At 38.4% G+C, this 24,981-nt stretch carries 20 protein-coding genes; 4 read left to right on the top strand and 16 right to left on the bottom strand.

The window, feature by feature from the left end; all coding sequences use genetic code 11:
• The first annotated feature begins 4 nt into the window (after window positions 1-4).
• Complete coding sequence (locus ACZ41W_RS12110; protein WP_464312243.1) at window positions 5-2,446, top strand: glycogen/starch/alpha-glucan phosphorylase; 2,442 nt, start codon at window positions 5-7, stop codon at window positions 2,444-2,446.
• Between the two features lie 15 nt (window positions 2,447-2,461).
• Window positions 2,462-4,486, top strand: a complete 2,025-nt coding sequence (gene pulA, locus ACZ41W_RS12105; protein ID WP_464312242.1) for a type I pullulanase — start codon at window positions 2,462-2,464, stop codon at window positions 4,484-4,486.
• Between the two features lie 101 nt (window positions 4,487-4,587).
• Here the strand turns inward: pulA and ACZ41W_RS12100 are convergent, their stop codons facing one another.
• Together ACZ41W_RS12100 and ACZ41W_RS12095 are read right to left on the bottom strand one after the other, a co-directional pair.
• The gene (locus ACZ41W_RS12100; RefSeq protein WP_464312241.1) at window positions 4,588-4,722 is read right to left on the bottom strand and encodes a hypothetical protein; all 135 of its coding nucleotides are present in this window, start codon (window positions 4,720-4,722) and stop codon (window positions 4,588-4,590) included.
• A gap of 320 nt (window positions 4,723-5,042) precedes the next feature.
• Entirely contained in the window at window positions 5,043-5,354 is a 312-nt protein-coding gene (locus ACZ41W_RS12095; RefSeq protein WP_464312240.1) for a hypothetical protein, read from the bottom strand.
• Window positions 5,355-5,719: 365 nt separating this feature from the next.
• Between ACZ41W_RS12095 and ACZ41W_RS12090 the strand changes: the two genes are divergently transcribed.
• On the top strand, window positions 5,720-7,531 hold the full coding sequence (locus ACZ41W_RS12090) for a heme NO-binding domain-containing protein (RefSeq protein WP_464312239.1): 1,812 nt from the start codon (window positions 5,720-5,722) through the stop codon (window positions 7,529-7,531).
• 83 nt (window positions 7,532-7,614) lie between these two features.
• On the opposite strand, the gene ACZ41W_RS12085 is transcribed toward ACZ41W_RS12090, so the two are convergent.
• The 7 genes from ACZ41W_RS12085 to ACZ41W_RS12055 form a co-directional block, all read right to left on the bottom strand.
• Window positions 7,615-8,427 carry an ABC transporter permease gene (locus tag ACZ41W_RS12085; RefSeq protein WP_464312238.1) on the bottom strand — a complete coding sequence of 271 codons (813 nt, stop codon included), beginning with the start codon at window positions 8,425-8,427 and terminating at the stop codon, window positions 7,615-7,617.
• Between the two features lies 1 nt (window position 8,428).
• Window positions 8,429-9,223: an ABC transporter permease gene (locus ACZ41W_RS12080; protein WP_464312237.1), complete on the bottom strand. Its 795-nt coding sequence runs from the start codon at window positions 9,221-9,223 to the stop codon at window positions 8,429-8,431.
• Complete coding sequence (locus ACZ41W_RS12075) at window positions 9,220-10,218, bottom strand: ABC transporter ATP-binding protein (protein WP_464312236.1); 999 nt, start codon at window positions 10,216-10,218, stop codon at window positions 9,220-9,222. Before ACZ41W_RS12075 ends, ACZ41W_RS12080 begins: the two co-directional genes overlap by 4 nt.
• Window positions 10,211-11,101, bottom strand: a complete 891-nt coding sequence (locus tag ACZ41W_RS12070; protein WP_464312235.1) for an ABC transporter ATP-binding protein — start codon at window positions 11,099-11,101, stop codon at window positions 10,211-10,213. Before ACZ41W_RS12070 ends, ACZ41W_RS12075 begins: the two co-directional genes overlap by 8 nt.
• A 122-nt stretch (window positions 11,102-11,223) precedes the next feature.
• Window positions 11,224-11,946: a sensor histidine kinase gene (locus tag ACZ41W_RS12065; RefSeq protein WP_464312234.1), complete on the bottom strand. Its 723-nt coding sequence runs from the start codon at window positions 11,944-11,946 to the stop codon at window positions 11,224-11,226.
• Complete coding sequence (locus tag ACZ41W_RS12060) at window positions 11,943-12,647, bottom strand: LytR/AlgR family response regulator transcription factor (RefSeq protein ID WP_464312233.1); 705 nt, start codon at window positions 12,645-12,647, stop codon at window positions 11,943-11,945. The genes ACZ41W_RS12065 and ACZ41W_RS12060 overlap by 4 nt, the downstream gene beginning before the upstream one ends.
• A 21-nt stretch (window positions 12,648-12,668) precedes the next feature.
• Entirely contained in the window at window positions 12,669-13,853 is a 1,185-nt protein-coding gene (locus ACZ41W_RS12055; protein ID WP_464312232.1) for an MFS transporter, read from the bottom strand.
• A gap of 311 nt (window positions 13,854-14,164) precedes the next feature.
• Here ACZ41W_RS12055 and ACZ41W_RS12050 point away from each other — a divergent pair, with 311 nt between their 5' ends.
• Window positions 14,165-15,628, top strand: a complete 1,464-nt coding sequence (locus ACZ41W_RS12050; protein WP_464312231.1) for a methyl-accepting chemotaxis protein — start codon at window positions 14,165-14,167, stop codon at window positions 15,626-15,628.
• 146 nt (window positions 15,629-15,774) lie between these two features.
• Here ACZ41W_RS12050 and ACZ41W_RS12045 read toward each other — a convergent pair whose 3' ends face one another.
• From ACZ41W_RS12045 to yfcC, 7 genes are all read right to left on the bottom strand, one after another.
• Entirely contained in the window at window positions 15,775-17,778 is a 2,004-nt protein-coding gene (locus tag ACZ41W_RS12045) for a methyl-accepting chemotaxis protein (protein WP_464312230.1), read from the bottom strand.
• 149 nt (window positions 17,779-17,927) lie between these two features.
• Window positions 17,928-18,290: a response regulator gene (locus ACZ41W_RS12040; protein WP_464312229.1), complete on the bottom strand. Its 363-nt coding sequence runs from the start codon at window positions 18,288-18,290 to the stop codon at window positions 17,928-17,930.
• Between the two features lie 13 nt (window positions 18,291-18,303).
• On the bottom strand, window positions 18,304-20,856 hold the full coding sequence (locus ACZ41W_RS12035; protein ID WP_464312228.1) for an ATP-binding protein: 2,553 nt from the start codon (window positions 20,854-20,856) through the stop codon (window positions 18,304-18,306).
• Window positions 20,857-21,183: 327 nt separating this feature from the next.
• Window positions 21,184-21,363: a hypothetical protein gene (locus tag ACZ41W_RS12030; RefSeq protein ID WP_464312227.1), complete on the bottom strand. Its 180-nt coding sequence runs from the start codon at window positions 21,361-21,363 to the stop codon at window positions 21,184-21,186.
• 6 nt (window positions 21,364-21,369) lie between these two features.
• Window positions 21,370-21,507: a hypothetical protein gene (locus tag ACZ41W_RS12025; protein WP_464312226.1), complete on the bottom strand. Its 138-nt coding sequence runs from the start codon at window positions 21,505-21,507 to the stop codon at window positions 21,370-21,372.
• Window positions 21,508-21,643: 136 nt separating this feature from the next.
• Window positions 21,644-22,861, bottom strand: a complete 1,218-nt coding sequence (gene iadA / locus ACZ41W_RS12020; protein ID WP_464312225.1) for a beta-aspartyl-peptidase — start codon at window positions 22,859-22,861, stop codon at window positions 21,644-21,646.
• 66 nt (window positions 22,862-22,927) lie between these two features.
• On the bottom strand, window positions 22,928-24,676 hold the full coding sequence (yfcC, locus tag ACZ41W_RS12015) for a putative basic amino acid antiporter YfcC (RefSeq protein ID WP_464312224.1): 1,749 nt from the start codon (window positions 24,674-24,676) through the stop codon (window positions 22,928-22,930).
• Between the last annotated feature and the right edge of the window lie 305 nt (window positions 24,677-24,981).

The following is a 24,981-nucleotide window of genomic DNA, read 5'->3' as shown; positions in this document are numbered from 1 at the left end:
AACGATGAAACTAACGCTTCTCGATTTTAAAGATGACTACATGAAAGCCATCAAAGGAACCACTGCTAGACAGCTTGAAGATACGTCAGCACTGGAAAGATACAATGCGCTTGGCGAACTTATGAAAGACTACATTGGCAATATTTGGGCCAATACCAACAAAACCTATCGCAACGAGCAGTCCAAACAGGTTTATTACTTTTCAATGGAATTTCTGACTGGTAAATTTTTAAGAAATAACTTAACCAATCTTGGCATTTTAGACGTAGTTAAGCAAGGATTAAAAGAGCTCAATATCAATCTCGACGATCTCGCTGAAATCGAGATGGATCAAGGTCTTGGTAATGGTGGACTCGGACGACTTGCGGCTTGTTTTATGGATGCCATGGCCTCTACCTCCATTCCAGGTCACGGATGTGGTATTCGCTATAAAAATGGATTGTTTGAGCAACGCATCATCGATGGTTATCAAGTAGAGTTTCCTGATCGCTGGCTCGTCAATAACAATGTATGGGAGTATAAACGTCCAAACAAGGCGGTTCTCGTTAAATTTGGCGGACAAGTTGAAACCTATATGGAAGACGGCAATTTAAAGTTTAAACATGTAGGTTACGAAGCTGTCAAAGCCGTTCCCTACGATACACCAATCGTAGGATTTGAAAACAACACCGTCAATACGCTGAGACTTTGGTCAGCTGAAGAAGTGGAAGATACCATGGACTTTCAAAACTTTTCTCAAGGAAATTATTCACGCGCCTTTGAGAAAAAGCATTCCGTGGAAATCATCACGCAAATCCTCTACCCAAATGACGCTTACGACGAAGGAAAACTCCTGCGTTTAAAACAAGAGTACTTCTTTGTCTCAGCAGGTATTCAAAGTATCTTCACCACTTTCAAAAAAATGAATCTCCCAATTGAAAAATTTAGTGAAAAGATTGCCATCCATATCAACGACACGCATCCCGCACTTGCCATTCCAGAACTTATGCGCATTCTCGTTGACGAAGAGCATCTCGACTGGGAAACCGCATGGCGCATCACAACCACGAGTATTTCTTATACGAATCACACCATTATGTCAGAAGCTTTGGAAAAATGGCCATTTTATATGATGAAAGAACTTCTTCCTCGTATCACCATGATCATCGAGGAAATCAATCGCCGTTTTATCGAGCAAATACGCACCTTGTATCAATATTCAGACGACGAAAAAATCCTTCGCATGGTCATTTTAAAAGATGGCATGGTTAAGATGGCGCACTTGGCGATTATTGGTTCACACAGCATCAATGGCGTTGCAAGTCTTCATACTGAAATTCTCAAAAACAAAGAACTCAAGGATTTTTATGACATCTATCCAAATAAATTCAACAACAAAACCAATGGCATTATGCATCGACACTGGTTGTTGAACTCCAATCCAGAACTCACGGATTTTATTCAAGGTCTAATTGGAGATGGCTTTAAGAAAAATCCGATTGTTTTAAGAGATTTACTCAAATATCGTGATGATAAATCCGTTCAAAACGCTCTGTTTGACATTAAGCACCACAATAAGGAGCGTTTGGCGAAATACGTATTAGATCGACAAGGCGTTAAACTTGATCCATACTCCATCTTCGATATGCAAGCAAAACGCATTCACGAATACAAACGTCAACATTTGAATATTCTCCATGTCTTGCACCTTTATAACCAGCTCAAAGACAATCCAAATCTCGATATCGTTCCGAGAACTTTCGTCTTTGCTGGAAAAGCAGCACCAAGCTATTATGTCGCGAAGCAAATGATTAAACTGATTAATACAGTAGCAGATTTAATCAATAACGATCGCTCCATCAAAGATAAATTAAAAGTTGTCTTCTTGCCAAACTATGGTGTATCATTAGCAGGTACGATGATGCCAGCTGCTGACGTAAGCGAACAAATCAGTACCGCTTCAAAAGAAGCTTCTGGAACTGGCAACATGAAGTTCATGATGAATGGCGCAATCACACTTGCCACACTCGATGGCGCGAATATCGAAATTATGAACGAAGTCGGCGAAAGTAACATCGTTATTTTTGGATTAAGAGATGAAGAAGTCTATGAATATTACCGAACAGGGTCATACAACGCACATGCGCTTTATGAATCCAATGCGAATATCAAACGCGTTGTCGATCAACTGACCAATGGATTTTTGCCGACGGCAAGGGATGAGTTCCTTCCAATCGTGGAACGTCTATTGAGATTCAACGATGAGTTTTTTGTCCTAAGAGACTTTGAGTCTTATTGTGATGCACAGGAAAAGATTGGTCTTTTCTATCGCGATAAATCCCATTGGGCTAAAATGTCCCTTTCAAATATCGCTTGTTCTGGTGTCTTTTCAGCGGATTACACCATTGAGAAGTATGCTTCAGGAATTTGGAATATCAATAGAAAACCTCTTGATTTTAAACTATAGACAAAAGGTGATTTTATGACAATGAAAGATTACCCAATCAGCGAAAAACAATTGGGAGCAATTTACGAACCACATCAAACGACTTTTAATGTATGGGCTCCCGCTCACAAACATGTCAGCTTAGCTATTTACGAATCTGCTAAGTCACCATTTAGAGAGCTATTCCCCATGCATCCTGATCAGGATGGCGTCTTTAGCATAATCATGCAAGGTGATTATCATGGCAAATACTATACGTATATATTAGATCATTCCGCTGAAGTGACAGACCCCTATTGTCTGTCATCATCATCCAACAGTTTGAGAAGTGCCGTTGTCGATCTTGAGCGCACGCATCCAGACAACTGGAAAGACCACTCAAGACCAACAGGCGCTTTAGGTTGCGATGCCATTTTGTACGAAGTCCACGTGTGTGACTTCTCCGCTTCAAACAGCAGCGGAATGACACACAAAGGCAAGTATTTGGCATTTACCGAAGAAGGTACGACGTATAACGATGTTGCTACAGGATTGGATCATCTTGTAGATCTTGGAATTACACACGTTCATCTTATGCCCGTATACGATTACATCACTGTTGACGAAGAACTTGACGATGATAAAAACTATAACTGGGGATACGATCCTGAACATTATAATTCTCCAGAAGGCAGTTATTCGTTAGATCCTAACGATCCAACTTCTCGTATTAGAGAGTTAAAAGCTGCAATTATGGCGCTTCACGAAAAGGGCATCAAAGTCGTTCTCGACGTGGTTTATAACCATACGTATCGGTCAGAAGCCTCAAATTTCAATACCCTTGCTCCAAATTACTACCACCGTACAACAGAAGACGGCATCTTTTCAAACGGTTCTGGATGTGGCAATGAGTTCGCTAGCGAAAAACCCATGGCACGTAAGTTTATTGTCGATTCACTTAAATATTGGGCGACAGAATTTAAAGTCGATGGATTTAGATTTGACCTCATGGCACTTATTGACATCGAAACCATCGAAATTGCCCGAAAAGAGCTCCTCAGCATCGATCCAGAAATCTTAATCTACGGAGAACCGTGGATGGGGGGATTATCCGTCCTTCCAGAAGATAAGCGAATCTATAAAGGCGTTCAATGCAACAAGGGATTTGCACTTTTCAACGACGATTTCAGGGATGCGATTAAAGGTGACAATGACGGTTGGGGAACCGGATTCGTCCAGGGAAATAAAGATACAAAACATAAAATGCACGTCGGTATCGTGGGTTCTGTTCCATATAGCACTGAGTACATTGGTTTTGCATCGCATCCATGCGAGTCTATTAATTATTTCAACTCACATGACAATTTAATTCTCTATGATAAAATCAAAGCCTCTATGCCAAATGCGTCACATGAAATGCTCATTAAGTTGAATAAACTCTGTTTTTCAATTTTGATGACCTCTCAGGGTGTACCGTTCTTTCATGCAGGCAATGAGTTCTTAAGAGATAAAAAAGGTGTTCACAACTCCTATAACTCCCCTATTTCCATTAATGCAATTGATTGGCAAAAGAAAGCCAATCATCTGGAGTACTATCAATTTGTCAAAGACCTCATTCGACTCAGAAAAGACTATCCTTGTTTTCGCATGAAAACCGTTGAAGACATTCGAAAAAGAATTCATTTTATTGAGTTCGGTTCATTTGAAGAAGCTTATAAAGCGGGAATTGTCTACATCATTCGAACCTGCAAGGACGATTGTGCAAAAGACAGCTACTCGAACAGCGAAACCGCTGCCTACAGACAAAACTACGATTGCCTTTTGGTGGTCCACAATCCGAGTCATGATCCAATGCTGTTATCAGTAGCTATGTTACAGGAAGCGTTACACTCGTTTTGCGAGGAAGAACATTCAAGCAAAACAACAAAATCGAAGAAGAGCAAAACCTTTGAAATCGAACTCGATCTCATCTTTGACGATTCTGGTTATAAATATCCTCCAATTGACCTCGAACCCGCAACGCACCACTTATTGAGAGTTGCACCCATGAGTTCAAGCGTCTTTGGCATCACCAAAAAATAAACGAAGGGTCTGATACTTCTCTTTTCAGAGTGAGTTCAGACCCTTTTTTGCTTTTATACTTCTTAGAAAAACACATTATGACTTTAAAACAATCACTCTATTTAACAGCGTGATCTCGCCCCTTTCAAAGGGCCAACTTGATAGCCAAATCCCGTCCAACCAATTTCAAATTGTCCGTAGCTGTCTATCATGTGTTGTTCTAATACAAAATCCACACCATCGATGTGTTCAATCACATCATCTTCTTTTTCCTGGTCTAGACCTAGACCAAATCTTGGGCCACCTCAGCCAATCCCCGCGAGATATACTCTTATCTTGCTCGGACCGTCAGGTTGTTTTTCTAATACGCCTTTGATACGCGTAAGCGTATCTTCGTTTATTTTGATATGCATACCTGCCTCCTTGTCTTTAATTTAACTATACCCGTGTTTTTATATTTTATCCGTAACTAAGTCACACTTCAAAGAAATCCCATTTATAACACTTTAAATGTCACCAGCAAGGCAAAAAAATAAAACGATACGCAAGCATATCGTTTTAACCATTGGTCATTTCATTAACCGCAGCTAGAGCAAGAACCACAAGCTGATGGTTGTTGAACCACAGGTTGTACTACATAACCGTTTCCAACGAACTCAACTTTAATTTCTCCAACTTGATCAAAAACGCTTTTTTCTACAACAAAGTTGATGCCATTGATGACTTCAGTTACGTCGCCTTCGTTGATGTTATCTAATCCAAGACCAAAGCTTGGACCACTGCATGCCATGCCAGCGATAAATACTCTGATATTTTGTGGTTTATCTGCTTGAGCACTTAATACTTCAGAAATTTTATCACAAGTTTCTTGATTTGTAGCAATATACATAATCATACCTCCATTTAATCTTAATCGTACACGCCGTATAAAACCGTGTCTGTACCATCTAATGTGATTATAATATAATTCCGACTAAATTAGTATAGTTAATTTTAAATTTTAAAGAAACTTTACACTTTTTTCATTTTTACACTCAAAATGACCTCGTTATAAATTTAAAATAATCCCAATTTAAGAAAGGAAATTATGGTTTTTCCATTCGTATTTGATATAATAGTCTCAAGCCTCCATGTGTAATTTATTCAATATCCGAGTGTTAATCTTCTCTAGATATGGGTAAAATACAGTGGAAAGCTGTAATAGTTAGAATTTACTACAAGTCCAATAATCACACAATAGAAAGGAATACATTTATGAAGGGTACCGTTGTTAACGTCTGGCTAAACACATTGAAAAAACTCTATGGTGAAGAAACACGAAACAACATTTTGATTAAGCAGGGTTGGGATCCAAATCGAATGATCACGCCACTTGAAGAAATCGATGATAAAAAAATCTTGAGCTTTATTGAAGCATTTGCCTCACACCAAGGAATGACCAAAGAAGCCATGTGGAAAAAAATCGGCGAAAATAATATTGACTCGTTTTACAATTGGTTCCCGTCGTATTTCGATACCAGCTCCGCACTAAGTTTTATGAATATGATGGATAGAATTCATTTACATTTAACCAAAATCATCCCTGGTGCAAAACCACCAAGATTGATTATGGAAGAAATTGATGATAAAAACTATCACTTAACTTATCAATCAAAACGCGGACTTCAAGACTATTTGATGGGTCTTCTAATTGGTGTAGGACAACATTTTGGCGAAAAAATCGAAGCCACTGTTTTAGATAAAAAAGTGGATAACGGCGTTCACATCGTAAAAATTCATTTGAAATTTGAAAAAACACCAAAGCGCGTGAAAAAATTCAAGTTTTCAAAATTCCTGTCCCTTGGTTTTATTAAAAATCTCGGTGTAAAAACCGCTTTAATTCCAACAGCACTCACAACGCTCTTAATATTCTTAACGACTGGGGTCGATCAACTTCCACTCCTTATCGGTGCTCCACTCTTAATCTTAGTAACGAGCGGTATTACAGGCGCTGTTGTTATGAAGCCAATGCTCGATATGCAAACTGAACTTAAAAATATCCAAAAACTTCAAATCGCTGACGATACACACATTAAAACTGGCGACGTCCTCGAAGTTGCATATGATGAAATTGCACAAACTAAAGAAAGCCTTCGAGAAGAATTTACTTACTTTAAAGGCGGTATGGACGATCTTTATTCATTTACAGGTAAATTCTCATCTGTTGCAAAAAATATGAGCGAAGTGTCTGATCTCATCTCAAGAGCAGTTCAAGAAGTTGCTGAAGGTGCAATTCACCAAGCGACTGAGACAGAAAGCTCCGTTAGCATTCTTGCAGACAATATCGAAACGTTAAATACCATCAGCCAACGTGAGCTTGAAGGTAAAAACAACCTCGAAGCAGCTGTTACTCAGATTGAATCCTCTTTTGTCAGCCTTGAAAATGTCTCTGAAAACTTAAAAGAGGTCAAAGACAAATTTGCGCAAGTCAACACTCAAGGTCAAACACTCGGTACAAAAGTGAAAGATATCATCACCATTGTGAGCACAGTTGAAAGTATCGCGGAACAAACCAACTTACTGGCTTTAAATGCATCGATCGAAGCTGCGCGTGCTGGTGAAATGGGACGTGGATTTAGCGTGGTTGCTGAAGAGATCAGAAAGCTCGCTGAAGATTCTAAAAATGCCGTTACAACCATCAATCTCAGCCTAAATGAATTTATCCATGGCGTGAATCACATGGTAAAACAAGTGAACGATCAGTTCGTCGAACTGGATAACGGCACGAAAACCATGACAACGGTGACAGAAGAAAGCAAACAAGCTGCACAGCGTATTCAAACTGTTTCTTCTTCCATTTCAGAAATTTCTAAGCAACTGTCTGATGAAACGGATAAAATCAACAAAGTGTTTGAAAATATGCACACACTTGCTGCAATTGCAGAAGAAAACTCTGCAACTTCACAGGAAATGAGTGCAAATGTTACAAACTTCTCAAGCGAAATCGTGAAACTCACTGAAAACATCGGTGAGCTTGAAACCGTTGTTTTATTCCTTAAAAACGAACTCAAACGCTATAAAATTTAATTTTCAAAAAAGATTGCCCTATAAAAACAGAACCACCGATGAACCAGAGTGTCAGAAACAACACGCTGATTCATCGGTGGTTTTTAATTTCCAGAACTGGTGTAATGCTTCAAACTCATTCGCCAAAAAACATAGGCCATCGTCATCAACACGCATCCAACAATTGGAGACAAATAGATAAAAAAGGATGGATACTGCGTCATATCTGACTTTTCAAGAAAATACTGCGCCGGAAAATAATTCACAAAAGCAAACGGCACCATATAAATCATGAAGAATTGAACTGAGCGGTGAAAAATGCTGATGGGATAACCGGCAAATTTTCGCGTATTCCAATATAGAAGTTCTTTCACGCTGTTTGTCTCAAGCAAATAGATATTCAGAGTTGCGAGAAACAAAAAAATTGCACCTTGAATCAACACACCTCCCATGAGGCTTAACAAACAAAACACAACTGATGATAAATCCCAGCAAACACCCACTTGACCTGCTGACAAGATAAACAAACATACCCCTAGCAGACCGTGTCCAATTGCAGCGAACCAGTCAGCATCCGAAAATATAAGTTGAAACAAGATGCCCCTAGGTCTTAGAAGATAGCGATCAAATTGTCCACTTCTGACGGTTTCTCCAAAGTCTCTCAATCCCGTAAAAAAGATGATCAAGATTCCATAAGTCAAAAACAGAAAACTAAAGAGAAATAACATTTCGTAAATATTCCATCCATTGATTTGATTAAATTTTAAAAGCGTCAAATAAATGACAATGATGCCCGTCGCTTCTCTCATAAACACGGCAAACGATCTGAGTATTGCATCCACTTTATATTGAAACCACGATTTCATGATGATTTGCGAGTACTTTCCTATTAACTGTAACACGTCACGTTCGAACATTTTAACCTCCTTGAACCACCAATTGTCTTTGTCCTTTTTGCCAGAGTAAATGCCCAACGGAGTAAATCAATACAATCCATACAAACTGAAGCGCACACTTTTCTCCAATCTGAATCAAGGATAATCGACCAAAATAAATTTGTATCGGAGTAAAGTACACAGACGAAAAAGGCGTCCATTCAATCATACGTTGCAACCATATTGGTAAAAACCAAATGGGAATCATCACACCAGACAAAATATTGATCATGACATTTTTTAAAGTGGATAGACTCCAAACATTTACAAGCCAAAACGAGGTCATTTGAACGACAAAACTCATTGACCAAAGGATGCCATACCCTAAAATGACACTGACTAAAAACAATAGAAACATAGTTAAATTAGCTGGCATTTCCAGTCCAAACATCCATCCAGATACGATCACAGAGGGAATAAGATGAAACACGAATCGAAATATGACACATCCAATATTATCCGCCATCAATCTCCCTGGAATGCTAATGGGTAATAACAACTCTGTGGCAATGCTGCCATTATATATTTTTCGTGGCAAATAAAAATCATTGGTATAAAATGCCGTATCGAGGCACATCGCCAAAATAAAATGCGTGGTCACCATCTGAAACGTGATGCCATCCACTTCGCCTCGCTCTGCATAAAGCGCCTTATAAATCCCCCAGAAGATAAAAATACGTACGAGCGTATTGATCATACTCATTAAGTGTTCGAATCGATAAGCGCCGCAGTTGAGAAAGCTTTTTTTGCCAAATGCGAAATAGGGTTTTAATCTCATCTGACTGTCTCCCCACTATAAATTTTACGAATAAGACTTTCAATTTCTGGTTCTGTAACATTGATATCTTTGATCTGATAATGTGTCAGCAGATACTGCATCAGTTCATCGATTTTAACTTCTTGATTATCGAAAGTAAACCTCATTTTACGACCATCTAATTCGTCCAATGTATCAATATGCACATGATGGATAGGCGGAATCTCCCTTTTTTCAAAGAATTCAACATCTAATTGTCGCGTCGTGCCATAAACCTCACGGATTCTTTCTATAGATCCATCGTAGATTTTTGTACCTTTATCAATAATAATGATGCGATTGCACGTCTTAACGATGTCTTCCATGTCATGCGTCGTAAATATCATCGTGATTTGCTCACGTTCATTGAGCTCGCGGATAAATTTTCGGATCATTTCCTTTCCAACAACATCCACGCCAATGGTGGGTTCATCGAAGAACACAATTTGAGGAGAATGTAAAAGCGCTGCTACAATATCTGCTCTCATGCGTTGACCCAAAGATAGTTGTCGAACGGGTTGATGAAGATAACTCCCCATTTCAAGCATTTCCGTGTATTTTTTTAAATTGATTTGATAGCGATCATCTGGAATCCGGTAAATTGCTTTTAGAAGTTCAAAACTATCCATCACGGGTAAGTCCCATTGCAATTGAGATTTCTGCCCAAAGACGACACCGATTTGCCCTACGTAATGTCTCCTATTTTTATATGGACTGAGTCCACTGACCTTGATGTCTCCCTGTTCAGGGCATAAAATTCCAGAGAGCATTTTGATCGTCGTAGATTTTCCTGCACCATTAGGTCCAATAAATCCCACCATTTCTCCCTTTTGAATCGTGAAATTCATGTCTTTCACGGCTATTTTTTTTTCAAATTTAGGTGATACTAAGTTGGCGAGCATGCCTGTGACGCCTTTTCCGCGCTTGTTGACTTTAAATGATTTACCAACATGGCACACCTGAATAATTTCATGCATTTTTCTCGTCTCCCTTTAAGTAATAGATCACATCCGCGAGTTCAGAGCGTTGAACGTTCATATCTAAAAACGTACATTGAGTAACAAGATTTCGAACCAATTCAAGTGAAGTCACGTGATTGGAATTATAGTAGATTGTGAGTAACTGTCCATTAAGTGTATATCGCTTAATAGGCAAATCTCCTAGGTCAGGAATGATATCCTCCAGTTTCAACGTCATCTTCTCTATCGGGGCATACTGTTTCAACAAAAGAACCATGTCACCATCATAGTGAATACGTCCATCACAAAGTAAAATAACGCGCTTGCAAAATTCCGAAACATCCTCCAGCTTATGCGATGTCATGATGACAGTCAATCCAAGTCGTTGCCTTTCCTTCAAAAGATTCATTAAAACTTCTTTTGAAAAAGCATCTAAATGATCCATCGGATCATCGAGCAACACAACCTCCGGATCATGTATCAATGTCGTCATCAGTTCAACGCGTCGTTTCTTTCCTTTGGATAAATGTCGAATGAGTGTCTGCTCCTCATGAACCAGTTCAAATCGTTTCAAAAGACTTGAATAAGACCGTTTGAATGTTTCTAAATCCATTCCATAAACGATTTTCAACTGTTCAAAATGCTCTTTTACCGTCATATCTTGCGATAAAGCCATCTGTTCTTTTAAAAAAACACCCATCCTAGGGCTCCTATTTTCAATCGGATTTTCACCCATCACATACACACGTCCCGCTACAGGTTTTAAAAGACCACACATAAGCTTAATCAAAGTTGTTTTACCACACCCCTGTGCACCTACCAAGCCAACTGAAACTCCCTTAGGAATATGTAACTGAATTCCTTTTAACTGAAATTTTTCCACTTGATCCAAACAAATCATCTGAACTCCTCAATATAAAAATAACCCCTTGAGCCATTTAAGACAAGGGATTGGGATAAACTGCATGTATTTAGGGACAAACACCCTCTAAGCAAACAAAATATGTTGCGGCATCACTCGCATTACGCAGGGATAAAAACACCCACGCAAAAATAACCGCTCTCTTCATAGAAATCAATGAGCCCATCACAAGCATCAATCAATGCCTTTACTTGTAACAAACCCAATCCATGTACCTCGGCGTTTTCTTTCGTCGATACAAGAGTCGGATTGTCTGTTAAAACAGAATGAGAAATTCGATTCTTAATTTGAACGGTTTCATAGCCTTTTCGTTTGACAATATGTATCGTCATCTCTGGGTGACTCTCCCTGAGACTTGCATCAATGGCATTATCCAATAAATTGGTCAAAATCGTTGAAAAATCGATTTGTTTCAATTTTGAAAAAGTTAAATTCTCAATTTCTGCTTTAATTTTAATGCCCTGTTCCCTAGCAAAAGTCATTTTTTCATTTAAGATATGATTCATCAAGTCATTACCTGTCTCAACATAACTATGAACCGTATTCAGTTTTCCCAAAACTTCAGAAGTATAATCTTTTGCAGCCTCATAATGATTAGCGCTTAAATAAGAAGCAATTACCATCATATGATTTTTCATGTCATGCTTTAACTTACGCGCGTTTTGATGCAGATGACGAACCTCTTGAGCTTCATTATCACAAAGTTCTTGATGCCGCTTGATTTGGTTAAGCTCATAGATTAAATCCATTTTTTCAGCTTGGCTTTTCATATATTCCTTTTCCAAATTTTCATAAGAACTCTTCATTTGTCTGAGCTTTTTCACAGTCGCATATACCTCATCAACATTTTCTTCGATGTCTCCATATAATTTTTACCAATGGGAACCATCGCACCTCCGGATAGATGAACATGTGCTGAATCCATCATTTTGACAGCTTCTTGGTTAATCAAAAATCCTTTATGCACTCTGATAAAACCATAAGGTTCTAGTGTTTCTTGCACAGCAGCAAGTGTATTTCTAAATCGATACTCGCCCTCTGTACTAAAAGCGATTAAGTAATTTCCATCTGATTCAAAATACTCAATTTCAGATAATTTCAACCAAACGGTTTGTCCCTCTGTATAAATACTAAACCGCCTTTGGCGACTTTGAAGTTCACGCTCGCAATCGCTTATCACTCGCTCTATTTCTTCACTAAAATAGCTTTTGCGAACAAATCCAAATGGATGATACTGCAAACTGTCATAAACGAGTTCATCATGGCTCGTGACAAATATAAGAAGTGGCGCTAATACCTGTTGTTTTAGCACCTCGGCCACTTCTAATCCCGTCATCATCGGCATGTCTATATCCAAAAACAACACATCACAAGGACTCGTCTGCAAGGAGTCTAATTGCAAGGTATTAAGCAACTCTATCCCCGATACAAATCCACTTACGTCAATTGAAGGTCTTAGCACTTGGATAATCGACATCATTTGATGGAGGATCTGCTCATCGTCGTCGCAAAAAAAACATTTCATTTATTAAAACTCCTTCGTTTTCTATTCCACAGCTGTTGCTTTCTTTTCTGGCTTAAGTCCCACAAGCAAAATGAAAGCGGCTACCAACGAAAGTGCTGCACCATAGACAAACGGCGCTGCACTACCCACTTGATCCCATAAAATACCTGCAATAATACTCGCTGGAAGTAGTGCAATTCCCACTAAAGTTGAATGAAGCCCCAATAACGTCCCACGCAAGTCACGAGGGGCAATCTCTGAAATAAACGCTTTTTCAACACCAGAAACCATCGCTGTATATAGACCATAGATGATAAACGCAGCGATAATCATCCATTTAGAAGCTGCAAATGCAAACATCAAATAAACGAGAGCGAAAACAACATACCCCATCACAAGCACGCGTTTTCTTCCAACAATGTCTGATCGCTTTCCAAAGGGAATGGCAAAAATGGATGCCACTGTATTATACACCAAATAGAGCAAAATCATATCGGTTCCTGAAAATCCCACATTTGTCGCTCTTAGCAATAAAAATGTATTTGACGAATTCCCCAAAGTAAATAAAAACGCGACGAACAGATACAGCTTTAACTTCGAATCTAGTTTTTTCATATTGTTCCAAAATGGTTCTCTTGCGGAGACATTTTGGTGTTCTTTTTTCTCTTTGATAAAGAAAAACATCATCAGTGCCATAACCATAGGAATCATAGAGATCCAAAATACCGTTTTGTATCCATTTTTACCTAACTGCGTCAGGAGAATAAATGCCAATAAAATCCCCACTGCTGATCCCGCCATGTCAAACATTTTATGAATGCCAAAGATCTTGCCTGCACCATTTTTAGGGTCTTTCAAATCAATGACACAGTCAGACACCATGACATCTCTTGGAGCGGTTCGAACACCTTTTCCAAATCTATCGATGACGCGCGCAAAGAGAATGCCCATCCAAGAAGTCGATACAATAAGTGCAAGTTTATAGATAAATCCAGTCGCATATCCGAAAAAAGCGATGGGTTTCTTTTTGTTATAGCGATCACTCAGATACCCACTGTACACTTTTAGCAAACTTGCAATACTTTCAGCAATGCCTTCTATAATCCCTAAAATGGTTGGTGTAGCACCTAGCACTGTGGTTAAATAGATTGGAATGAGTGGATACACCATTTCACTCGATAAATCGGCAAAAAAACTCACAAGCCCAATTAAAATGACATTTCTCATTTAACAATACTCCTCTCAGTATTTAGAAATCTTCGATACAACTTAGAAACACTCGATAGAAATGAGCGATCTTAAGTATGAAATTCTTATTTGTTTCGCTATTCTTTCGCTAGTTTTTGGTAAAATTTCACAAATATATTCAGTTACATAATTCCTGTAAATTTGACTTAAACGTTCTAATTCCATCATATCAGAAACGGATGAATTTGGTAACTGAACCTTCTAAATTTATTGTTATTCCGTAACAAATTTGGTTATAATTACTGTACATGACTATTTTTTCACACTTATATACAAAGGAGACTATGCCTATGCAACAATTCGAAATGACACGGCGCACCAACAAACGCGTAATGATTGCCTGTTTTTTACTCATCTTACTCTCGGTATCGGCTTATACGATGGAATATATCAGGGGTACACGCTCACTCACATATGTCGTACTCATTAGTTTGAGTTTACTTGCACCTATTTTGTTTTCCTATATTTTTTATAGAATGCCAAAATTCAACGATGCATTCAAGGCCATTGCACTTTATAGTTTTATCTTTTCGTGGATGATCATGCTGGCTTTTTCACCGAAAGTCATTCAATTTGTCCTCATATTCCCATTGATCATCATCTATGTTCTCTATAATGATTACAAATTGATTCGCAATGCCTCTATACTCATCTTTCTTTTCGCCATCATCAAAGTCATCATCAATGTGCAATACTATAAAATGACAGATTCATTTATGTCAACCGAATACACAGTGTTCATTCTAGGCATCATTGCATTTTCATTTGCTACGATCAACACAGTCACTTTCTCCACTAAAATTCGAAACGCACAACTTGAAACAATCGTCGAAGAAAAAGAAAAAAATGAACTTTTACTCATCGAGATGAAAGAAGTCATGGACACCATTCAACGCACGACAAAAGAAGTATATGGAATATATGGCGAACTCATCCATATCTCCGATTTGACAGCTGATGCAATCGATCAACTCACAGGTGGCGTAGCTGAAATTTCAGATAGTGTTGAAAATAATTGTCGTTTCTCTATGGATATGCAAAATAAACTTCTTAAAACCTCTGAACAATCCCTTCGCGTGGTTGAAAGAATCAATCAATCTGCCGATCAAGTTCACAGCAGCAAGGCAACATTTGCCGAACTCGATACCTATGCAGATTTGGTCAAAGCGAATAATAACAAGGTATATGACAAAATGAAGGAACTCGAAATGAGTTCCAATGAAATAAAATCCATCGTGGATATTATACAAAAAATCGCTGCACAAACCAATATGCTCGCCTTAAATGCTTCCATCGAAAGTGCTCGAGCAGGTGAAGCAGGTAAAGGTTTTGCCGTTGTGGCAGATGCTATTCAAGCTCTTGCACTGCGTACGACGGAGTCACTTGAAGGTATTTTATCCATTATCGGTCGCCTTGAAAAAAGTTCTTCTGAGTCCTTGATTACTGCTGAAGAATCGCTACACTTTGGCGAGACCATTCAAGATCTCATTCATACGTCTCGTGGTATTTTCGAATCGTTCGACGACACGATCACAAAAGTGAATTTAGAAATCACTGAAACAGTTCGAACCACTGAAGATGTCATTCACAATAACCAATCTGCAGTCGATCGAATCGCAACAATCAGTGAATCCATCAAAGAATCCGCAACACATGCCCATGACGTGTCGAAAAAAACAGCCCATAACAAAACACTCACACTTAAGGCTAAAACCTACATGGACGAACTCGCACTTCTCGTTGAAAAAATTTAGAATTCAACATGCACAACTAAAAAATAACCGACACACATACTCCTTCATACCAAGAGTCCTCGACCAAAGTTCGTGGTCTGCGGATTGGTATTACGGCGTATGTGTGTCGGTTATTATTTTGTCGTGCGATGGATTTACATCAAACTTTAAACTGTAAATCGCTTCATTTCATCATTTAATTTCACAATGTCTTCATTTAAAATCTCGATAGCATGACTAATTTCCGTTACGCGTGATAATTGTTCTTCTGTAGATGCATTGATTTCTTCAGTAGATGCAGCAGATTCTTCACTGATAGCTGCCATAGACTCAAGCGACTGAATCAACTCGTCTTTTAACGTTTCAATGCGTTTTGCTTCTTGAATAAATGCACCGATAATTGAGGTTACTTTATTGACGCTGTTATCGATTCGATCAAACACTTCTACCGTTTCACCCAGATTAAGTTGAGCTGCAGAAACCGATGATTGCGTCTCTATAACGGTGTGGCTTGTGCCATCAACGACGTTGACAATACCACCAATAATGCTATTAATTTCTTGAGCCGACTGCGAGGATTGCTCTGCTAATTTTCTAATTTCATCTGCAACAACTGCAAATCCTCTACCAGCTTCACCTGCTCGAGCTGCTTCAATTGACGCATTCAGCGCAAGCAAATTCGTCTGTTCAGAGATGCCTTTAATTGTAACGACGATGTTCTCAATTTCCTTTGAACTTCTTGTTAACGTCTGTACATTGGTAACAACTTCACCTGTATTTCGTACAGTATCCATAAAAACATTTTGAAGTGCACTAATTTTGCTTCGACCTTCATGATTTGCTTCAACCATATGATCTGAAACCGTTTTAGCTTCACCGAGTTTAACGAAAATTTCATTGATACTCGTTCCTAGTGCATGTCCAGTGACCAATCGTTCATTGACATTCGATGCCATTTCAGTGGAACCATGTGCAATTTCTTCTACCGCAAGTGTTACTTCGTGCGTCGTACTACTCAATCCTTCAACATTATGGTGAATGAGTTCTGAAGAACTTGCTACAGAATGAATTCGATTTGCCGTTTCATGAATTAAGTGTTGTATATTTGAGGTCATTTTCTCAAAATCGCTCGCAAGCACGCCTATCTCGTCTTTAGAATTGTACACGACATGCGTTGAAAAATTACCATTACCCACTTGATCCATACCTTCTTGAATCATTTTTAAAGGTTTTGACACCCATTTTCCAATAATTTGTTGAATAATCAAAATGAGCAATACAATTGTGATGGCAATAATCGCCACGTTACTCACTAAGATCGATCGAATAATTTCGAGTATATTCGTTCTTGGATATGTCACAATCAAAGTTCTATCCTGATCTTGTTTAGCAAATGCATACATGGATTTACCATTATCATCGATGGTCATGAGTTCTCCAGGATTTTCTACCACTTTGTCGATCCACGATACTTCAGTTGTTGCTTTTCCAACTAACTCTGGATTGGCATGTTGCGTAATGATTCCAGAAGGATCCACAATCAATCCATACCCACCATCTCCCACGATGAGTTTTTCAAGTGTTTTTTGAATATCTAGTTTTTGCAGTAAATCTTGAATGGCTGTTGGTTCTAATCCAATCTGAACGACCCCTGGTTGATCAATTCTGGCAACGCCAATATATTGGAACAACGTGTTGTCTGTTCCTCTTAACGAAGGTTCCTGTGCAAGAGCAGCGTCTTTTACGCCAATTAGATCCACGAAAGGCTTAGTTTGATCCGTTGTTTTAAAGTCAAAACCATAAAAACCTGGAACGTTCCCATAAAGTAAGACGCCTTCTCCATCGGTAACATGAAGTTCTGGTACGCCAAGATTATTTGCAAGCTCCGTCATCTTATCCGTTTCTAGCCACGTTGGATCAATGGCGATGATTTCTGCTACAGAACGTGTCAATGCAATATTTTTTTCATTGATTGCTTCTTTTGTAATCTGAATCGTCTCTTCTGCGGATAAAATTTCACGTTCGATATTGCCAATTTGATCTTCTAATTCATACTGAATGACCGTTTCAACGGCATTGCTTGCTCTGTAAATATTGAAAGCTCCCTGTAGTATAACTGCTACTACGATGATGATCCCCGTCACCAATAAGATTTTTCCCCTTAATTTCATAGTTAACCCCTCTCCCAATTTTAAAGTTAAAACGAAATACTGAATATTCAGTATTTCAACAGATTGATAATACCCTTAAACCATTATAATAAGCAAGATTAAATATTAAATTTTGTTATTATTTACCTGCATTTTTAAAACTATATTATTTATTTGCATAATACTTCGTTAAATACCTTGATGACATTTTCCGCATCAATCGGTTTTAAAATATAATGTTTTGCGCCACTTTTAATCGCCTCAAATACCATCTGTTTCTGATTATGTGCGCTAATCATGATGATCTTTGCCTCTTGATCTACTCGTATAATTTCACTTACAGCACTAATGCCGTTCATTAGAGGCATCGAAATATCCATGGTTACCAAGTCCGGTCTAAATTTCAAATACATCTCAACTGCCTGCTTCCCGTTAACAGCTTGTCCTACAACTTCATGACCTACCGATTTTAATATCGTCTCAATATTACGACGCATCATCATCGAATCGTCCACAATCAAGACTCTCGCCATATGATCAACCCCCTTATTCATTTAAATTTTGAATTGAAACAAAGTGTATCTCCAACTGATATTTCTCTACTTCATAAATCATACTGGTAATAACGCGTTCGATATGTTGACTGTTTTGGCCTCGACTCTCAACCATCACAGGCGCTCCCATCGCCACTGCATAGGACTCTCCATCAAACTGATTGAGCGCATTTCCAACTATAACATTACTCGTTTCGGAGATGACATCGTGAAGCAACTCCGTTTGGTGTATCTCATCCAATGTTAAAACATCCTTTCCAAGTTGTCTTGTCAAGACTTCATTCATACTCACTAAAACCAAAATTTCCAATGGTTTTCCTATTGGAATGACTGTTGTATAATCTAGTAATCGAATATTGGCATCATGATGGATGACAGAAGGTTGAACCGATGTGTCAGGTAAAATCTTCGTCCATATAACCTTTGATGCAGTTTCGACGATTTGATTCATAAACTGAGACATTTGCGCCTCAAACTCAATTGATCTGCGATCATTCTTAAACGGGATTTGAATTGTGAATGTCGTCCCTCTGTTCTGTTCACTTTCTACAAAAATACTGCCTCCCATTTTTTCAGTTTCGTTCTTCACAGCTGATAACCCAATCCCTTTTCCAGAAATAAGAGAATGATGATCCTTTGTGGTCAGTCCTTGTTCAAAAACGAGTTGAATCAGGTCAGCTTCATTTAAATTTTCAAGCAACTCGGGATTTAAAACTTCCATTTTTTGTCTTAACCGAGTCACATCAATCCCTCTTCCATCATCTTGAATGACGAGTTTAAATGAATCTTGATATGTCTCGATTCTACATTGAATCTGGGCAGTTTCAGGTTTATCAGCAAGAATACGTTCTTCAATCGATTCAATTCCATGATCGACACTATTCCTAAATAAATGAATCAAACTTCGTATAAAATACTTGTACTCATTTGGGTCCATTAAAAAATCATCGCCTTCAATTTCAAAAGGGTGAATGGATTTATCAAATTGCTCAGCTAATTTTTGAACATAATCTGAAAAATAAGACAGTTGCTCTTTGAAAGATTTCAGTCCATTCTGCTCATTCATCTGCCCTGTTAGATAGTTGCGATTCGTATAGTTTTCGATAATATCAACATCTTCTTTAAGCAGTGATAACAAAGTTTCTTCTGAAAGTTCAATGCACTGCTGTTGTTTCATTGCAAGAATTAACTGATCTTCAAGTTCATTTAACGCCACGACAGTATGCTCAAAATCAAATAAACTAAAACTTCCTTTAAATGTATGAATTTCTCGAGTCAAAGCTTCATGGTGACACTGAAACTCATCTTTTTGAACCTCCTGAGCAAACTGTTTATAGTCTTCTATGAGTTGATTTAAGTCAAATGAGTGAATCAAACTTTTGACGATCATTTTGAGTTGTTTTTGTTCTGTTTCCATTAAATTCGTCAACCGTTTTTTGTCCGTTACATCTGTCAATATTACCATTAATAATTGAGTATTTTCAGAAGAATAAATCATCTTATAAGATAGCAAAACAGAAAGTTCGTTTATTTCTAGTGCATCTGGCAATAGACTTAGGAGAACTTCTCTCTCAGATACCGGACCATTAAAAATCTGATTTAATAATTCTTCAACAAACTGACGATCATCCGAACTTTGATAAAGTAGCTCACTCATTCGGCAATCTTCAATGTTTTTTTTGAATATATCTTTACACATTTTGCTATAGGTTGGCTGTATCTTCAATTGATCATCAAAATATAGAATCCCTTGATCAATTTGGTTAAATATGATCGACAGTTCCGTCATTTTCTGTTGAATCATACTGTTTTTTACTTCAAGCAAGTCAATCTGACTTTTAATCAATGTCACCAAGTCATTGGTATGAGTTGCAATCAAATCAATTTCCTTTAATGGGTTTTGAAGTTCAATTGGATGACTGAGTACTGTTTCGACATCACCTCGACTTAATAAGGTGATTTTTTCATCTAACTTCGTCAATGGCACAACCAACGAATGACTCAATTTCCACGCTAATAGCTGAGCTACAATGTATACAATGATAAATGCAATCAAACTCACTATAATTTCAATAATGAATATCCAATAGATTATTTTAGAATTAAGAGAAATTGCAATTTCCCCCTGAGAATTTGTGGATGTTTTTTCAAAGGCAACTACTCGAATTGGATTGATCCATCTAATCAGTGGATTTTCATTGCTTGTAAGAATGACTTGATCAAATAAATTGGACTCTTGATTAGATTCAAACACAACGACTTCATCTACTTTTACAGCATAGTCTAATAAGTTGATGGAATTCTCTTCATTTTCGGCCTCTACGAGTATATATGGCTCTCCAAGGAACGAATACGTGATTTCATACTGAGACTGTAACGCTTGAACCATCTGCTTTAAAACGCCTTTCGTAAAATTCTCACTAATCAGTCTAAAGCCAACACTCAAATGAATCACCATAATTATGACAAAGACACACAAACCCACGATGCTGATCCAAGACAAATTCTTTGAAAATTCTTTTCTCATACTCATGTTCTTTTTCAACTCACCACATCCTCACTCGCATCCGCATTCATACATGTAATATACCCATTTTTTATGACCTCAAAATTTAATAGCGCAACATGAAAATAACCGACACACTCACGCCTTCATACCAAGAGTCCTCGACCAAAGTTCGTGGTCTGCGGATTGGTATTACGCTTTTCATATCTGCAAAATCAATGGGCACAGCTAAAAATAACCGACACACTCACCCTTCATACCAAGAGTCCTCGACCAAAGTTCGTGGTCTGCGGATTGGTATTACGGCGTGTGTGTGTCGGTTATTTTAGTTAGTGATAATTGAATTTTAAACTCATTGAAAAATCTTTAATAGAGTTGGTAAAAGAGGCCATGCTCTGTACAGTACCAGTAGAGTGTGCCATGTGTGGTGACTTTGGGAAGTCTTGTTTGAAGATTCCATTCAGGGTATAGCTTTCTAACAAGTATTGTGTCGCCTGTCATAATATTGCCACACTGTGAACATCTATAAAATTTCGTTTTCTTCATGTTTCCTCAGTCAATTTCATTTGATGAAATTTCACCGGAAAGTAATGTTTCAAGTGGAATTTCAAGACATTCAGCAAGTTTTGTTAATATAGATATTTCCGGATATCCCATATCACGTTCCCATTTAGAGATTGATAAAACCACCTCCAACTCTATTATAGCGGATTAAAGGGTGCACACACAATCGACGTATCGTAGAGAGAAAGAATAAAAAATAGAAACCCTATTTTCTCAACAGGGTTCCTATTTTTATTTTGACACTTTAAAAATGAGAGGGATCTCAAGTGTTAGACGATTTTTTCTCGAATGTTCCAAAAACTACAGGGTTTCCCGATTTGACAACCCATTTTCCCTTTGCCATAACATCTGTCAGTGAAAGAGTTTGTTCATCTAACAAACAAAGATCTGCATCAAACCCTTCTTCAAGATGGCCCTTTTTTGATAATTTTAGGATGCGCGCGGGATTCGCTGTAATGGCACGTAAAGCGATTTCAAGCGGAATCTGTTCATTAAAAACGCACTCCTTAATTTCTTTCAACAAGCATTTTGCCGAGCCAACACCGAGTCCAATAAATTCCTTTTCCTTATTAAACATCGGAAGACTGCCTTGGGCATCCGATGACAATGTAAACTGATTGACAGAAACACCTTCCTCTAAAAGACGTTTGATTCCTTTACAAACGCGCACCTCTCCATCGAGTTCTTCCCATAAATCCGTATCTTCTGATCCAGTGAAATCAATCGTTCCACCCTTTTTTGCAAACTCGATGCACGCTTCAAAAAGTTCAGGATTTCGATTCACATGCGTCGGTAAATACTGCGATACTGGAATTTCAGTTTCTTCAAGTGCTCGGAATAAATAATCCATTTTGCGTTTCCCGTCACCTAGATGAATGTTGACAACACCTGCTTTACCAGAGAGCATCCCACCAACGCGGGCTTCTGAGGTTGTTTTGACAAACTCTTCGAACGTTGGTTGTGATGAACGATGGTCAGAAATAGCCACCTCTCCTACGCCGATGATTTTATCAATGGCAATGAGATCTTTCATAATGGATTCTGTGAGTGATTGTACTGGAATTTGATACGACCCCGTGTATAAGAAAGTTGAAATACCTTCTGTTTCAAGCGCTCTCGCCTTAGCGACAAGCGACATCATATCACGTGTGACACCATCCGTCCCCAAACAACCCACAACAGTTGTAACGCCTGATGTCGTTAAGTCTGTTAAAGTGATTTCAGGCGTTCTCGTATGGTAACCGCCTTCTCCACCGCCACCAAGCAAATGAACATGCGAATCCACAAATCCAGGTGTAGCAATTTTTCCACTCCCATCCACGATGTGAACAGATAAATGACAGTCCGTGCGCTTCAGAGCTTCCCAAGCAGTGGCAATGTCATCATCATACGAAACAACTTGATCGCCTACTATAAGGAGATCTTTTCTGCCACGTTTCTCAGGTGTATAAAGCGATACATTTTTAATAATGGTTATCATGTCGTTCTCCTTTTTCAACGCAATCCATTTGTTTATGCAATATAGCAAATGGAATCGCTGAAACTATTATTGGAAATTAATCAATACTGCCAATATCACAAAGATGGTTCCAATCGCGAAGAAGAATCCTTGCATTTTAATTTGGAATTTTGCCCATTTCATCCAGTCAATACGCGCAACACCCAGAACACCGATTAAGCTCGCTGATACAGGCGTAAAGGCATCGACAAATCCAGCACCCAACTGATATGCTAAAACTGCCACTTGACGACTGACACCAACAAGATCCGAAAGCGGCGCCATAATTGGCATTGTAAGGGCTGCTTGACCCGAGTTCGAAGTAACGACTAAATTAAATAAACTTTGGAATGCGTACATAATCCATGCCGCCACGACATTTGGAAGTCCTTTTAATGCCGTTCCAATACTATGAAGGACAGTATTGAGAGCTGACGCAACCGTTGCATCTGCACCACCAAGTACGAGTAAGATCCCCTTTGCCATACCGACTACAATAGCAGTACCTGCAAGGTCGGATGCACCGCTTTGGAAAGCACTTGCCATCGAATTAATGGTCATGCCATTTAATTTAAAGATAATAGCCGTTACACCCGCTAAGAATCCCATCACAAAGAATTGTGAAGCGATTTCTGGAATATAATACGCTTTTTCAGTCACGCCCCAGATAATCCAAATTAACACGCCCAACATTTCAAGAAGAATGAGTTTTTCACCCCATCCAAATTTTTTCTCTTCTTCAGTCGTTTGTGCCATTCTTTCTCTAAAGTAGTTATCCGCTTGATGCATCACCGATTTTTCTGGATGTTTACGAATGCGCTCAGCATACACCATCATATAAATCGCAGCACCTAACGTCACGACAAACCACATAACCAATCTGAATGAAGCTCCAGATAATACCGGAACACCTGCAATTCCCTGTGCTACTGCCACGCTAAATGGACTCATCCAAGAAGTGGCATTTCCCACTTGAGAAGCGACAAAGGTTACCGTTACTGCCACGATGGAGTCATACCCCAGCGCAATGACAAAAGGTACCATAATCATGGCAAATGGAATAACTTCTTCCGACATCCCAAATGTCGCACCACCTAGTGAAAACATGAAAAAGAGAAGTGGTAACGCAAGACGCTCTAAGCCTCTTGTCTTAGAAATAAATGCGTAAATTCCAGCATCTATTGCACCTGTTTTCATGATGATCCCAAACGAACCACCTACTACCAAAATAAGTGCAACGATTCCCACTGCCGAACCATACTTGCTACCAGTAACTAAACCTTCGAAAATATAGTTCATCCATCCAAATCCATTGTAGTCATCCGTTCCCCAAACATTGGCTACTTTATGGAGTTTTTCACTTGTATCAAAAACAGAGTTTCCATACAAGTCATAGATAACAGCATCTGTCAATCCAAGTTCGTCTAATTGACTTTGATCCCACGCTTGTGCGTCGGTAGCAACGAATGCCTTTAATGCCTCTACATCCATTTCAAGAGCGGTTAGCTGCGTTTCATCTTGAGCAAGTTTTTCAAGTTCTGTCTTTAAAAGTTCATTGTCTAATGCATAACTATACCTAAAAGACTCTGAAATTAAGACGGTTTTTTCGCTTATTTCACCATTTGCATCTTCATAAGTAACTGTTTCTGTGTTAAATTTCCCCGCTGGAACCAAAAATGTTAAAACCCAACAAAATAATACCACAAAAAAAATAATTGCGTAGGTATGAGGTGTTTGAAATCTCGTCAACCCCTTACCAATTTTTTCAATCCCTTTCTCTGATTTTCGATTCGCCATTGCCTTCCTCCTCATGATCATAAAAGAACTTTTGTTATCCTGTGAAAATTACATGTATGCAATTTTCCAACCCTCTTATTAATAAGCATAAAGCATGCCAAATTTTATAAAGCACTCCATAAAACATCAGAAGAAAGGGATATCCTCGCTGGTACGATGTAAAAAAAACAAACATTTTCTTAATAGATTCATGCCATCTATGAACGAAACGTCTAATTCAACCAATTAACCACACGTTAAAAACTCATTCATCGCCTATTCGACCTATTATTAACCAATTAAACACACTCATTCACATTTCAGTC

This window comes from Fusibacter fontis (genome assembly GCF_055378735.1).
This window is presented reverse-complemented; position numbering and strand designations above follow the sequence as displayed.